Raw genomic sequence first — 15,652 nt, forward strand, 5'->3', positions numbered from 1 at the left:
GAATCAGAACAAGTGTCTAGAAAAACATGTGCCAGATATTGACTTAGGAGCAATAAGCCAGTAACGACTTGAATATATGAAACATCTTCATTAAGTTTCGAAGCGTATTTCAATAGGATTTTTTGAAGTTCAGGTATTTTTTCAACTTCATGATCTGAATAAGCTTTACTCATCTTATCTAAAAGTAATTCTGAATTTTCTTTTGTCATTTTACTCCCCTAATTTAAATAGTTTAATGAATTCAATATGTAATCTTTCAATAGGGAACACTATTGCACATCTAAGCATCTAAGATACTCTTTTGATTTGAGCAACTTTTTAAAAGTTCTAACCGTCTAAAATAGATTAAAAGCGTAATAGATTTTAAATTCTCCTAATTTTAACCTTGAAATACTGAGTAACTAATCAAATAATTTTTAAATTAGACAATTGACCGCTGCTTGAAGTTGAGCAGCGATCAATTGCCTTTTTGATTATTTTAATTATTAATATTTTATCACACAATAAATGTGCTTTATAATAGACTTGTTATTTTTTTGTATCTTTTAGAAAAAGCTTATTTTATAGCGATAAACACTTATAAGTATAAACGTTTAGTGGTTTTTTGTACTGTTTGTTATAATATAAAGAGTAATATAGTTAACGTTAACTAAAAATTTAGCGTGCAAATAATAATGTTTTTAATACATAGAGCGAAGGGAAGTATTCAAGTTGAGAATGCATATTACGAATCTTTACGGTCAATCAGCAAGAAGCATTGCTATGATCGCACAGAATATGACAGCAAGAATAGCTGCAGATCTCGATTTTAACGAGATTGGTATTTATTTCTATGATGTGAACACAGATAGTGAAAATGAATTAAACAGGCGTATGGATGGAATTTTATCAGGAATTTCGAATGGTGATATTGTGTTTTTTCAGTCCCCCACATGGAATGGGATGATGTACGATGAAATGTTTATAAATAAGTTAAAGGCATACAGAAATGTAAGAGTCGCTCTTTTTGTCAATGATGTACCCCCTTTAATGTTCGAATCTAACAGATATCTGCTTCCTAGAGTAATTGACATGTATAATCGATCAGATTTGATTATTGTTCCCTCACATAAAATGGCAGATTTTTTGAAAGAAGAAGGATTGACGGTTGATAAAATTATCGTTCAACACATTTGGGATTATCCAACAGAAGCATATTTAGAAGAACCTACATTTAAAAAATGTATAAATTTTATTGGCAGTCCTCAAAAATTCAATTTTGTTAAAAATTGGAAATATAACACGGCATTACGACTATTTGCAGAAGAAACAGATGAGCTTAGTGGAAATATTATTTTTGAAGGATGGCAACATACTACAAATTTAATCTCAAAATTATCTCAAGAGGGGTTTGGACTTATATGGTCAGAAGAAAGCTATACCAAAACTTATATGGAAATGTGTGCTTCATATAAGTTGAGCACTTACTTGGCAGCAGGAATTCCAGTGATAGCGGCGACATCAATTTCAAACGAGAAACTTATCAAAGATAACAACTTAGGACTAATAGTAGATTCCTTGGATGAAGCAATTGAAAAAGTAGAAAAAATGTCAGCAGAAGATTATCACAGAATGGTAGAGAATGTGCGATGCTTTTCTTTTTTACTGAAAAATGGTTATTTCACAAAAAAAGTGTTATTGGATTCAGTACACACACTTTTGCGTGATGATGTTGAATTTTGAATGCTGCGAAGTTGTGAGGTTAGAAATTGTTAGTAATAAAAAAGCTTAAGAAGCATATTTTTATTAGAAAAAGTTTATGGAGCGCTCTAATTTTAATTATATATATGTTCGGAAGAAATATTCCTCTGCCTTTTGTTGATTATGATGATATATTTCAAAAATCAAAACAAAGTTTTCTTTTGATTTTGTCAGGGGGAGCTAGTGGCGCGAATTTATCTCAAATCGCTCTTTTTTCGTTAGGGTTGGGTCCGTGGATGTCAGCGATGATTATTTGGCAACTCTTAACCATGATTAAAAGCTTAAATTTGGATAAGCTAAATCAAAAAGAATCAGATTTTTACAAAAATTTGATGACGTTTGTGATTGCAATAATCGAATCATTAGGAATGCTGGCTAATTTTAATTTAACTGAAAAAACACCGTTTATTTTAATTGTATTGGTTATTATCATGATTGGCGGTACATTTTTCTTAATCTGGTTGGCAAATATGAACAGTGAATTTGGAATTGGTGGTTCTGTTCTAATCGTATTTTTCGGAATGATTGGCAGTATGGAGGAAACATTTATCAAAGTTTTTAAACCATCTTCGGAAAAAGTACCATATCCAATGTTAATGGTATCAAGTATTTTTTTAATTGCCATTTTCATAATAGTTATCTCTATAATATTTGAAAGATCGGAATATAGAATAAAAATCAATCGAATACTGGTTAATAACAGCTTCGGCGATCAAACATACTTGCCAATAAAACTTAACCCGTGTGGTGCAATGGCTGTAATGTTTGGTCTGTCAATCCTAATGGTTCCAAACTATGTAGCCCAGGTTCTTACTGGAGTTTTTCCAAGTAGCAATATTTTATATTGGCTCTCACAAAATATTGGCCTCAACTCTTATTGGGGTGTTTCATTATATATTGCGACACTTTTTGGTTTATCTTTTGTTTTCGGTTCAATAAACATCGACTCCGAAAAAATTGCTGAAAATCTTAGAAATAGTGGTGATTACATTAGTGGCTACCGTCCAGGAAAACCGACACGTGATTACATACAGGTGCATGTTAGTCAGCTTTCATTTGTAGGAGCAGTTTTTAGCAGTTTAATCGCTGGAGCTCCGCTTTACTTTGGAGTCGCCCATCCAAGTTATTCAGCTATTTTGATGCTGCCAGGATTTCTAATGATGACAGTTGGAATGATGCTGATGGTCGTAGAACAGGTAAGGGCAATTGAGATTTTGCATAGTTATAAAGAATTATTAGAATGAATTTTAAAGTGAAAGGGGCCGCCAAATGTTTTATTTCTTACCATCATGGCATTCAAATAACGAACATAAATGGGATAATACAGCGCTACCATGGTATCGTAATGCACAAAAGATAGAATTCGATGACACTATAAATCAACTGAGGATGTTCAATGAGGCACATGAGAAATCTGAGACCTTAATTTTAGAATATTCACCTAATTTGCGTAGTTTTTTACATCGCCAGGATATCTATGAAACGGATTACTACAGTGTTTTTGATGATATCCAAAATGTTTCAGGTAAGCAGATGTGTCCCTTTGATTTTATGAAACTAGATTGGCCATCAGGTACAGATTTCAGTTACACACCATTCTTAGTGCTTGCAAGGCACCATGGGGAAATCATAGCGCGAATAGAATTTGATAATATTGGTGCAATATTAAGAATCGATCTTTTGGAAAATATCAAAATAACTAAAAGAATGATTTTTGATGATCGTGGCTTTTTGTCGAGTGTAATTCACTTTGATAAGCGGGAACGTGAACTTTGTCAGACATTTTTAGATCTGACTGGTCGTTGGCACATTCGTGTTAATTATGTTTCAACGCCGCCGCAAGTTGAGGTTAATCCAGAATTTAAAGGAGAATTTAAACGAAGTAGCTATGGAAATATTGAAGAATTGATTTTTGAAAAATTTCAGAGCCTTTTAATCAACAAAATGAATAAAAATGATGTGTTAGTTATTGCAGCTGAAAAAAAACGTGATGGATTGATTTTAACAGCTCATCATGATATCAAAATTATTCTATCGTTTTTTAACAATCGTTATTCTTTTAATGACACGGATAGCCTACAACATATCTTAAAAAAAGCGAATTTTTGCGTTACGGATACTAACTATACTAGCGCTGCAATCAAAAAGATTGCATCTAATGACTATGCAGACAAAAAAATTGAGCAAATAACTCCCTTCGATAGTCGATTGCGGTTAGGGAAAAGTCAACGCATTAAAGAATTAAAAATTTTTTGGTTGATAGAGGGATTAAATCAAGCAGAGATTCGCTCCTTGTTGAAGCAACTGTTATTTTTAATGAAAACTGATGAGCGAATTGAACTGACTATCGCAGCATATTCTGAATACAAGCTGGATTCAGATGTGATTGCAAGAATAGCGGATGAAACAATAGCTGAAAATGGACTAACTTCGGAATTTACATTTAATAAGAGCAGTTTAACGACACCAGATTCTGAATTGAACGAAGATAACGAGCAGCCTAAGCGAAATATTTACTGGCACACTATTCACACTGAAGATGACATTATCAAAAAACTGTCTGATGTTCGTTTGATAATGGATCTGGGTGCAAAGCCTGATTTGTTTTTGCAAATTGCAGGAATAAGTGCGGGCGTTCCACAAATTAATACAGTTAAGACTAGTTATGTTGAAGATCATAAAAATGGACTGATAATTAAGCCAGAAAATAGTCTTTCTGAAGCAATTAGTTATTATTTTGTGGGGCTAGCTCATTGGAACGAAGCGCTAATGTACGCTGCAAATAAAGTTTCTGAATATTCTGGCAATAAACTGGTTAGTAAATGGAAAAAGGTAACAAGAGGGGATGATGAAAATAGTGCAAGAGAATATCAAAGTACTGCAAATAGGCACGGTAAATTGGGCCAAGATTGAAGTTATCCCCAAACAGCTTGATTGGAATTTTGTATCTTCTAATGATCTAGAACAATTTTTCAGTGCTGGACAGGCTGAAAGTATTCAGGGATTTGATACGATTCTTTTTACTGACTTTTCAGGTATTCATAATATCAATTGTTTGAATAACATAGACCAGACCTATGCTGTTTTATTTGTTCAAGAAAAACTGCCTGATGATACAACGATACATAACTTCCTTAATTTGAAACTAGCGCAAGCTGTTTCAGAGAAAAATAAAAAGTTGTTATTAGAACAGATAGCATATGCTTTTTTCGATAATCAAAGTGGAATAAAGTTAGGAATAAATATGATAAGAGTTGCATCTACTTTTGAGGGTAGTCGCAAGTATGAAGGAAATGCATATCTTGAGTTGGAAGGAGAATTCGGCAAAGAATTTCAACCTCTTGCTTTTTGGCAGAAAAATATATATGTTGATCCAAATAAAAAAATCGAAATTTGGCCAGAATTTGTAAAATCAGCTGACTGTGAGTTAAAGATGTCTTTTTTTGAAACAATAAATGGCTCAACTGATAACCAGCAAAGTTCTTGGTCAGTCAGTGAAAAAAAACTTGAAAGTCCAATAGTTATTGGTGGAACACATAACGAAAAAAATGGATCTTTTCTAAATGTAACTCTCTATGCGAAGGGATCAGGCAAGATAAAAATTGGTTCTCTCCATTACAGGTGGTCACGTTTAGGATTTGGTCAATTTATTCTTGGAGGTCAGCGATATGCAGATAAGAAAAGGCAAGAATTTATGTACTATTTTAATCCTGGTGATATGAAACCACCTCTAAATGTCTATTTTGCGGGTTATCGTTCACTTGAGGGCTTCGAAGGGTATTTTATGATGAAAAAATTGAATGCCCCTTTTATGTTGTTCAGTGATCCACGTCTCGAAGGTGGTGCTTTTTATCTTGGATCGGAAGAGTTTGAAAATAAGATTAAAACTGTTATCACGGACTCATTGCATTATCTTGGCTTTAACAATAAGCAATTAATATTGTTTGGAATATCAATGGGGACTTTCGGTGCATTGTATTATGGCAGCAAGCTTAAACCGCATGCTATCATCGCTGGAAAACCTTTACTTAATCTAGGAACAATTGCATTGAACGGCAGGCTTTTGCGTCCGCAGGAATTTGATACTGCTTTGGATCTTTTAAGATTAATAACTGATGAAAATTCACAAGCTGCAGCTGATAGATTAAACAAACGTTTCTGGGATGCTTTTTCTCAGACAGACTTCAAAGATACGACGATTGCCGCCGCCTATATGAAGAATGATGATTATGATCGTGCAGCCTTTCGAGAACTAATGGAAAAACTGCAAAGGAGAAATGCAAAGGTAATTGGTAGAGGGTATATTGGAAGGCATAATGATAATACACCCGCTGTTGTCAATTGGTTTCTAACTCAATACCGGTATATTTTGCAGAATGACTTTGGAAGGAAATTAAAATGATAGGATATACAGCAAATATTATTTATTGGAAAGCTGCTGCTTCAACGTATCTTTATGGATCAAAAGTTATATTCCATCAAAATGGTGAGGTAGATTTTGAAAACAAATTGATGTCCCCTGGAAAAACAGTTAACACTTGGTATTCGCAAACAAATTATCAAGCTAAACGTTTTAGTCCTCAGCTTCCTATTTTAAAAAAAGGGAAAAAATATCGACTTTTACTCAGAGCACGTAGCTTTCCAGAAGCGACACTTTATTTGCGGCTTGATTTTTATGATCGATCTGATCTAGTAATAAAACAAATTTTTATTAAAGAAATGGAAGAAGCATTTGAATATCCAGATGGTGCCTATTATTACACAATAAGTCTGTTGAATGCAGGCTGTGTCCGACTAAGGTTTAGGTATCTAGTACTTGCACCAGTGGAATTTCCATCTGCGAGAAACACTGAGATATTAATTTCTAGAATTTATAATGTTCATGCATCTAATGAACTGAATATAATTTTTGAAGAACCTTCACTTAATGCTTGCACTGTAGTACGGCCTGAAGCCAGTTTCCCTTTTAAAAATTGTGTTTTTGTCCAGAGCATGGTTTTAAATAAAAAAGCTTATATGACGGAGTTCGCTGTAAAGAGGATTGAAAAAATCTGCAGAGATTTTAAAAAAATAACAACCTGGGGATGTGGACCTCTTTCAAATGTAGGTGCAGAATACTATGCTAAGATCCTACTTGGAACTAGTGTTTATACTAGTGCGGTTAAATCTGACCTGTGCAAGGGAATTGCTGCACCTTTGTTTAGTAATTCTACTGACTTACATGCATTTCAGCAGAAAAATTCAGATAAAAGCAGTCTAAGAAACACAAGTAAGGTGAGTGAGTGATATGCCTTTGTCAATGAATGTTTTAGAGTTGAGAAAACTGCGAAGAATTTTAGACAAAGTAAATAATCATGCCGGAAAAATGAGAAAGCTTTCTGATGGAAAGCTAAAAGATAAGACGCTTCTTTTTAAGAAAATGCTAAAAAAAGGTGTTTCTCTGGATGATCTTCTACCCGAAGCTTTTGCTGTTGTTCGTGAGGCAGACAGGCGCGTGCTTGGAATGTTTCCGTTTGATACCCAAGTTTTAGGAGGAATAGTTCTTCACCAGGGAAATGTTGCTGAAATGAAAACGGGAGAAGGTAAAACTTTGAGTGCGACCATGCCATTGTATTTGAATGCTTTGACTGGTGAGAGTACGCTTCTGGTTACAACGAATGAGTATCTAGCCTTACGTGATGCGAGAGAAATGGGACGTGTATATCGTTGGTTAGGTCTAACAGTCGCTTCTGGTGTAACAGAGAATCCAAATATAGAACTAAAGCCTGAAGATAAAAAAAAGATATATGCTTCTGATATCGTTTATACGACAAACAGTGCAGTGGGTTTTGACTACTTACTGGATAATTTGGCGGATAGTGAAACAGAAAAATATATGCGACCTTTCGGTTATGTAATAGTTGATGAGGCAGATGCAGTTTTATTAGATAGTGCTCAAATGCCATTGATTATCTCTGGGGCTCCTCGAGTTCAATCAAATATGTACAAATTAGCCAATGATTTTATACTGTTGCTTACCGAGAATGTCGAATATAGACTGGACGAGGAAAAAAAGAATGTTTGGTTAACGCAAGTGGGAGTAGACGAGGCAGAGCGTTATTTTTCTTTGAAGAATTTGTATGATGGAACGCACACTGAATTAGTACGTCAACTTGAACTAGGTTTAAGAGCACACACATTATTTGAAAACGGTAAGAATTACGTTGTCGAAAAGGGTGAAGTAAAGCTTTTGGATGATCAAAACGGCCGTGTCCTTGAAATGACAAAATTACAGTCAGGGCAGCACCAAGCATTAGAAGCACGAGAAAATGTTGAATTGACGCCTGATATGCGTGCAATGACGTCTATTACCTATCAAAATCTTTTCAGAATGTTCAAAAAAATCGGCGGAATGACTGGAACAGCAAAAACAGCCGAAGATGAGTTTATTGAAACTTATTATATGAAAGTTGTTCAAATTCCCACAAATAAACCGATCATTCGCAAAGATTTTCCAGATGAGATCTATACAACACTTCCTGAAAAACTTTTAGCTTCAATGAAATTAGTTAGACAATTGCATAAAAAAGGTCAGCCAATTCTGTTAGTTACGGCTTCAGTTGAAATTTCTGAGATATACTCTGAACTTTTGCTACATGAACAAATACCACACAATGTTTTAAATGCATACAATGCAGCAAAGGAGGCTGAAATCATTATAGAAGCAGGACAAAAAGATCATGTCACTGTTGCGACCTCAATGGCTGGTCGAGGAACTGATATCAAGTTAGGAAAAGGTGTGGCAGAACTTGGCGGTTTAGCGGTCATAGGCACAGAAAAAATGGCTAATGAACGAATAGAATTGCAATTGCGGGGACGATCAGGTAGACAGGGTGATCCGGGTATGAGCAAGTTCTTTGTCTCATTTGAAGATGAGCTGGTTATTAAATATGGAGCTAGATGGATGCATACATTTTATGAAAAGCGTAAAAATTCCTCATTTGATAAGCCGAAAAAGTTAACTTCCTTTCGAGTAAGAAAAGCGATTCGGGGAGCACAAAAATACAGTGATAGTAGCGGTGTTCAACAACGAAAAAGTACACTGGAGTTTGATGAAAGTGTCAGAGTTCAAAGGGAGTTAGTTTATAAACAAAGAAATGATTTGATAGAGCAGACCGGTGAATTCAGCTATGATATAGATCAATTATTTGAAAAGTATATTGATGAATTTATTCAAAGAAATAATACTTTAACTGCACTTAAGGTTGCTCGCTTTGTTTTTGACAATTTAAGTTACAAGTACAGTGGTTTACCTGCGGAAACGGATTGCAGTGACTCAAAGAAAATAAGAATTCTATTATTAGAGATTTGTCGAAAAGAATTGAATGAGAAAAAAAAGACACTGACTGATAATGAAGAAATAAGCAAATTTTACAGACTATCTTTATTAAAAGCTATTGATGACTGTTGGATAGAAGAAGTAGACAATCTGCAACAGCTCAGAACAGTCGTTTCCAGTCGTCAATATGCTCAAAGAAATCCAATCTTTGAATATCATCGTGAAGCTGCACGTTCTTTTAAAAAAATGAAAAAAAATGTCCAAAAACAAGCGGTGCAGAATTTATTGTTAAGTACTGTTTTAGAAAATGAGGATGGGCCCCGTTCCATTTATTTCTCGTAGAAAGGTGGAATTAGAATGACTGTTTATAGTTTTAATTTAGGTATTGGCTGGGCGAGCAGCGGAGTTGAGTATGCTCAGGTCTATCGAGCTCGCTTACTACGAAATATAAAACAACCTGCAAAATTTGTTTTTACTGATTTAATTTTAAATGAAAATATTGAGCATATGACCAAGAATATTGGTTTTAATGATAGTGAAATTATATGGTTGTATCAATATTTTACGGATGTCAAAATTTCGCCAACGACTTATACGTTGAAGCAATTGGAAAAAAGTATAAATTTCAAAAAAAGAAAAGGAACTATTAAACATGCTGGTGCAAAAATTGTACGTTATTATTTTGAAAAAGAAAATAAATTTGTAACTGCTTTTCTGAAAGAGCCCAACAGTGATATTGTTGAGCGAGTTGAACATGTGTCTCATGATTTTTTAATTCGCAAAGACTATTTTACATATACAAAGCTGTTCTCGGAATATTATACACCACGTAACAGTCGAGCATATCTTTATCAGCGACGATTTTTCAACGAAGATGGATCGGTTGCATATGAACAGATAGTGGATGGAAAAGATGAGATATATCGAATGAAAGATTCTGTTTTATATTCAAAAATCGAATTGATCAACTATTTTCTCAGCAAGCTAAATCTAACTTCAAAAGACATTTTACTACTAGATCGAGCTACTTGCATGGGACAGTCTGTTTTTCGCAATCGTGGGACGGCTAGACTGGGTGTTGTAGTCCATGCCGAACATTTTAGTGAGAATGCAACCGACGATAAAAATATTCTCTGGAATAATTATTATGAGTACCAATTTGATTACGCACGCTATGTTGATTTTTTCATTACTGCAACAGATGTGCAAAATAAGCTTATGAAGGAGCACTTTAAAAAGTATTGTACGCATGTACCAAGAGTAGTAACAATCCCTGTTGGAAGCTTGGATAAATTGCGTTATCCCGAGAAAAAGCGAAAATCACAGAGCTTGATAACAGCATCTCGTCTCGCTTCGGAAAAACATATTGACTGGTTGATTTTAGCTGTTGTCAAGGCTCATAAAAATATTCCGCATTTAGTGTTTGACATCTATGGTAGTGGCGGTGAAAACGAAAAACTACTGGCCTTAATAAATTACAATGAGGCTGGAAATTATATCCATTTAAGAGGACACACGGATTTAACAGAAGTTTATAAAAACTATGAGGCTTATATTACGGCATCAACAAGTGAAGGATTTGGGCTGACTCTTTTAGAAGCAGTTGGCTCAGGATTGCCACTAATTGGTCTGAATGTACGCTATGGGAATCAAACTTTTATTGAAAATGATCAAAATGGATTTTTAATTCAGTATGATGAAAACCCGAGTTTAGCAGAAATAACTAACAAAATTTCAAATAAAATACTTAAATTATTTGAAAATAAGAATATACGCTCGTTTAGAAAAGCTTCTTACCTTATTGGAGAAAAATATTTGGCAAATGAAATTGAACAAAAGTGGGAAAAGTTGTTGGAGGGATAAATATTGATTAACTTATTCGACAAAAATAGTCAAAGCATGATCGACCTTTACAAATCATTACTTGCAGCTGGATATACTCAACCAACGGTAGTGATTGAAGATGACGGCTGGCTACCTACTGAGATAGAATCTCCTTACAGTTTTTTTTTAAATGACAGGACAGGCCAGGGAGAGCCGCTTTTTTTCAATCAAGTATGTATCCCAGAGTTCTGGGAAATTAAGGGCGACAATAATAGTGCAGCGGTATTTGATTATGACAGGAAAGCTGCTGAGATAATTTATGCATTTCCTAAGGATAAACGCCTAGTCAAGGACGTAAAATGGCTAGATAAAAGGCAAAGAGTTCGAAGTGTAGATCATTATAATAGTTGTGGAAGGCGTTTTGCAGAAACAATATATAATTTAGATGGTCAAGCAATTACAAAAACGTTTTATTCCTCTGAGAGAACGGAAGTCATTGTAGAAAATCTTGTGACAAAAGATATTATTTTAAATTATAAGCAGCAAATTTTTGATTTCCAGTCAAAAGAAGAGTTTGTACAATTTTATCTTGAACTTAAAGGATATGTGTTAGATCGAATCTTTTATAATTCTTTGTCTTATCCATTCTTTATATCTTTAAATATAAAAGAGTCTGGAAAAGATGTTCTATTCTGGCAAGAACCACTCGATAATGAAATTCCCGGTAATATGCAAATTATTTTGAATGGTCAAGCTAGAAGAACGCATAGTATTATTTTTAATAAAAAAAGTACCTTCAAGTGTGCGGAAAAGCTTTGGAAAAACCCGTCCGCGAGTATGTTTTCAATGTTAGGCTATGTTTATAAGTTTAAGCGCTCAAACAAGCATGAAAATAATGCTTTGATCATGACTAATTCTGATAATATTGAAAAAATTGATTACTTGATTAAAAACGTACCTAGCATGCATTTCAATATAGCTGCAGTTACCGAAATGTCTCCTAGGCTAGGCAAATTAGCTCTGTTATCTAACGTTACTCTGTTCCCTAACGTTTCACATAGGATGACAGAGATTCTTTGGCAAAAGTGTGATTATTATCTTGATATTAATCATGAAGGAGAACTGATGAATTCGGTTAGAACAGCATTTATTAATAATTTGCTAATTTTGTCGTTTAGCAATATATTACACAACCAAGAGTATTTAGCTGAAGAAAACATTTATAATCCTGAAGATGTCGAAAAAATGTCAAAAAAAATGAATAAATGTTTGAAGAATGATGCTATTTTACACAAACTTCTTCAAATTCAACATAGTGCAGCTAACGAAGTGAAAGTGACGGATTACCAGAATGTTTTGAAATAAAAATATGTTTTTAAACAGGTGAATGAGATGAAAAAAGATGAGCAAGATCTTCTAAAAGAAAGTATTAAAAAACGATTAACCGCTGCACGTTATTCTAGGGGAAAAAAAGAAAACAAAAAAAATATTGGACAAATAGCAGCAATTATTATCAGTACAATAGTGGTAATAGGGATACTGATATCATTGTTTAGTGTTTTATAGGCTCTGATTTGTGTTTAAAGTGTTAGTGAAGCTGCAAATTAATTAAATATTTAATAAAAAGAGCAAGCAATGCTCTTTTTATTTTGGATAACATTAAACTCTTTTTTTGAAAGTGCAATACCTATATTTCTTGTATTTATTAAAAATGTGTCATAAGATAATCATTGGCAGTGAAAAATAGACTGCCAATTTTATTTGTTTTTTTTTGACTTAAGTTAGGAGTAAATTATGAAAAAGAAATATAGAGGAAATTATTCTGAGACTAGCAGAACTACCAGAGTAAAAATGTACAAGGCCGGTAAGTCTTGGGTAAGTTCGTTAATATCAAGTATTGGACTTTTAAAGGTGTTTTGTGGGAAAAATTTGTCCAGGGTCGATGTTCAGGATGTTGACCTTGAAAGCAAAGAATCTTTGGATTCAAAGAGTAAAGGTACACTGAAACTTTTAGCATCGCTGGGAGCTCTTGCAGGTGGTGCTTTTGTATCATCTAGCACAGTGTCTGCTGATCAAGTTGCAGGTAAAACCAAAACAGTATCTGCAAATACTGTTTTGGCTAATAAGGACACAGTTCAGCTAAGTAGCAATATCAACAGCGCCTCTGGAGCCTCGACATCAGGTCAAAGCAGTGAATCAAACACTACTTCAGATTCTGCAAGTCAATCGACTTCAACAAGTGAAAGTGCATCTACATATAAAAGCAGCTCGCAAAGTGAAAGTATTTCTGTTAGTGAGAGTTTAAGCAATTCGAGTGCTTCAACTAGCGAATCAACTCTAGCATCGAATTCCTCATCAGCTGATAAAGTTTCTTCAACAAAGGATACTTCATCAACTAGCGTTACATCTTCGATGAGCAATACAACTGCAAGTAGCGAGAGTGCGGTATCAAGCAGTGCTTCTTCTTCGGAAAACAATACAGTTGGGAATAGCGAAAGTGCTATATCAGCAAAAAGTTTGTCTTCAGCAAGTAGCACAAGTACGAATAGTGAAGGCATTGCATCAACAACTAATGCCGCATCAACAACAAGCAGCGCAATGGCAAGCAGCGAAGATACCACATCGGCTAATGGCAGTCTTTCAACAAGTGACATGGCATCAAATAATAAAAATACTGCTTCAACTAGTGAGGTAACTTCGACAAGCGAGATGCAAACAAAAAGTGAAAAAGCATCTGAAGTTACAGATGAACAAAATACAAATTTTGAAACTGAAAATATTGCAAAACAAGCAATAGTTGCTAATAAAAGTATTACTACGTTAAAAGCAACAACTGTAAGCGAAAATAAAGAGAGTCTCCAAGCTGCAAATACTGGTTTTTCAGTCAGTGACCCGACTTACCCAAATGGAATGCCAGATAATGGTGATAATGCGAACAGATACAGCTTTGAATGGGTTAAGGTTTATTCTTCTAAAAATTTACGAGGAAGTATTTTGGTTTCGATAGATCGTAATGATAGTGGAACTCTCTATATAAAGGAGACGAAGGGGACAAATACAGTTGAACTGACTCTCACAGCAAATGATGCATCAGCTACTTCAAATTCATTTGCTGGCTTGACATATTACTATGACAATGTAGATGGAAATTATTCATTTGTTATCAAAGGCAACGGCTACGGGCTGGAAAATGACTATGTCAACTATACAACTGGGTCTAATAAATATGCTACGATTACTAATTTCGTTCCTAAAAAAATTAGTCAAACAACGACTTATGTTGATGAGAACGGAAATTCAATTTCAGGTATAGATCCTGTTACTCAATCTGGTTGGACAGGTCAAGACTACACAACTTCAGCCGGTAAAGTTGTTACTGGCTATTACACAATCGATACGAATCAAAATGGTAATGGTAAAATGTCACAGTTCGGAAAAATTGGTGCCAAATATGAGAAAAATTATCATGATGGTTACGTAAGAGTTGTTTATACTCAAACTGACGCGAATGGAACAATGCAGGTTCAAATTTATGATAGATACTGGAGCGGTGGTACAGAATACTTAGCAGATACTGAGTCTGTGGCAGCATCTGGAAGCACTACGTATACGGGAAATAGCGGGTCAACATATAATATTGTCAATCCTTATGTCAATCAAACACAGGATATTCAATATCAATATCATAAATTGGGGAGTCTAATAGTTAAGGATGAAAATGGAACTATAATCAGCCAAGAACAGTACGTTAACGACACAACTGATGCATCAGAAGCATATTACCCATCTGTTGCAGACAAGCCAGGCTATATTATGACCGCGGAGGATGCTGATGGTAATACTGTTAATATGACTGATATAAAAAATGGTAGTGTTCCAGCCAACTTGAGTAAGGATACTATCATAACACTTAAGAAAGATCCTGTGAGTGTCAGTCAATCTACATCCGTAAGTATGAGCGGTTCAGCCTCAACGAGTGCGAGTTAGTCAGGATCCGCAAGTACAAGCGAGTCAGCCTCGACAAGTACGAGCGAATCAACTTCAGCAAGTACAAGCGAATCAGCTTCCGCAAGTACGAGTGAGTCAGCATCAACAAGTACGAGCGAATCAACTTCAGCAAGTGCGAGCGAGTCAGCTTCAACAAGTACGAGTGAATCGGCATCGACAAGTACAAGTGAATCAGGATCCACAAGTACAAGCGAATCAGCTTCCGCAAGTACAAGCGAGTCAGCCTCGACAAGTACGAGTGAATCGGCATCGACAAGCACAAGTGAGTCGGCATCAACAAGTGCAAGCGAGTCGGCATCAACAAGTGCAAGCGAGTCGGCATCCGCAAGTACAAGCGAATCGGCTTCCACAAGTGCGAGCGAGTCAGCCTCGACAAGCACGAGTGAATCGGCATCGACAAGCACAAGTGAGTCGGCATCAACAAGTGTGAGTGAATCAACTTCCGCAAGTGCGAGTGAGTCTGCATCAACAAGCACGAGCGGATCAGCTTCGACAAGTGCGAGTGAATCGGCATCGACAAGTGCGAGTGAGTCAGCCTCAACAAGTACAAGCGAGTCTGCTTCCACAAGTGTAAGTGAATCTGAATCTGCAAGCACGAGTGAGTCAGCCTCGACAAGTACGAGCGAATCAACTTCAGCAAGTACAAGCGAATCAGCCTCGACAAGCACGAGTGAATCGGCATCAACAAGCACGAGCGGATCAGCTTCGACAAGTGCGAGTGAATCGGCATCGACAAGTGCGAGTGAGTCAGCCTCAACAAGT

General features: G+C 35.4%; 11 protein-coding genes and 1 pseudogene. 10 read left to right on the forward strand and 2 right to left on the reverse strand.

Annotated elements, in window-relative coordinates:
* Positions 1-209: bacteriocin immunity family protein (locus FD20_RS10755; protein WP_187327356.1), on the reverse strand; the 209-nt coding region annotated here is incomplete at its 3' end.
* 508 nt (positions 210-717) lie between these two features.
* Between FD20_RS10755 and FD20_RS10760 the strand changes: the two genes are divergently transcribed.
* The 10 genes from FD20_RS10760 to FD20_RS10800 all read left to right on the forward strand — a co-directional run bounded on the left by FD20_RS10760 (position 718) and on the right by FD20_RS10800 (position 14,869).
* On the forward strand, positions 718-1,722 hold the full coding sequence (locus FD20_RS10760; protein WP_235807769.1) for a sugar transferase: 1,005 nt from the start codon (positions 718-720) through the stop codon (positions 1,720-1,722).
* Positions 1,723-1,748: 26 nt separating this feature from the next.
* Positions 1,749-2,984 (forward strand): accessory Sec system protein translocase subunit SecY2, encoded by a 1,236-nt coding sequence (gene secY2, locus FD20_RS10765; RefSeq protein ID WP_057738487.1) that lies wholly within the window; start codon positions 1,749-1,751, stop codon positions 2,982-2,984.
* Positions 2,985-3,009: 25 nt separating this feature from the next.
* A complete protein-coding gene (gene asp1, locus FD20_RS10770; protein ID WP_057738489.1) occupies positions 3,010-4,653 on the forward strand; it encodes an accessory Sec system protein Asp1 in 1,644 nt (547 codons plus the stop codon).
* Positions 4,598-6,142, forward strand: a complete 1,545-nt coding sequence (gene asp2 / locus FD20_RS10775) for an accessory Sec system protein Asp2 (RefSeq protein ID WP_162255647.1) — start codon at positions 4,598-4,600, stop codon at positions 6,140-6,142. The genes asp1 and asp2 overlap by 56 nt, the downstream gene beginning before the upstream one ends.
* Positions 6,139-7,026 carry an accessory Sec system protein Asp3 gene (gene asp3, locus FD20_RS10780; protein ID WP_057738493.1) on the forward strand — a complete coding sequence of 296 codons (888 nt, stop codon included), beginning with the start codon at positions 6,139-6,141 and terminating at the stop codon, positions 7,024-7,026. The genes asp2 and asp3 overlap by 4 nt, the downstream gene beginning before the upstream one ends.
* A gap of 1 nt (position 7,027) precedes the next feature.
* On the forward strand, positions 7,028-9,400 hold the full coding sequence (secA2, locus tag FD20_RS10785; protein WP_057738495.1) for an accessory Sec system translocase SecA2: 2,373 nt from the start codon (positions 7,028-7,030) through the stop codon (positions 9,398-9,400).
* 15 nt (positions 9,401-9,415) lie between these two features.
* The gene (gene gtfA, locus FD20_RS10790) at positions 9,416-10,921 is read left to right on the forward strand and encodes an accessory Sec system glycosyltransferase GtfA (protein ID WP_057738497.1); all 1,506 of its coding nucleotides are present in this window, start codon (positions 9,416-9,418) and stop codon (positions 10,919-10,921) included.
* Between the two features lie 3 nt (positions 10,922-10,924).
* Entirely contained in the window at positions 10,925-12,247 is a 1,323-nt protein-coding gene (gene gtfB / locus FD20_RS10795; RefSeq protein WP_057738499.1) for an accessory Sec system glycosylation chaperone GtfB, read from the forward strand.
* 27 nt (positions 12,248-12,274) lie between these two features.
* Complete coding sequence (locus FD20_RS13370; protein WP_157060917.1) at positions 12,275-12,448, forward strand: hypothetical protein; 174 nt, start codon at positions 12,275-12,277, stop codon at positions 12,446-12,448.
* 228 nt (positions 12,449-12,676) lie between these two features.
* Positions 12,677-14,869 (forward strand): KxYKxGKxW signal peptide domain-containing protein, encoded by a 2,193-nt coding sequence (locus FD20_RS10800; RefSeq protein ID WP_057738501.1) that lies wholly within the window; start codon positions 12,677-12,679, stop codon positions 14,867-14,869.
* Here FD20_RS10800 and FD20_RS13580 read toward each other — a convergent pair.
* Positions 14,866-15,652 (reverse strand): annotated as a pseudogene (locus tag FD20_RS13580) (hypothetical protein); the annotation flags it as partial. The gene FD20_RS10800 and the pseudogene FD20_RS13580 sit on opposite strands and share 4 nt — an antisense overlap.

The organism is Liquorilactobacillus uvarum DSM 19971, from assembly GCF_001434935.1.
In the GTDB taxonomy this organism is placed as follows: domain Bacteria; phylum Bacillota; class Bacilli; order Lactobacillales; family Lactobacillaceae; genus Liquorilactobacillus; species Liquorilactobacillus uvarum.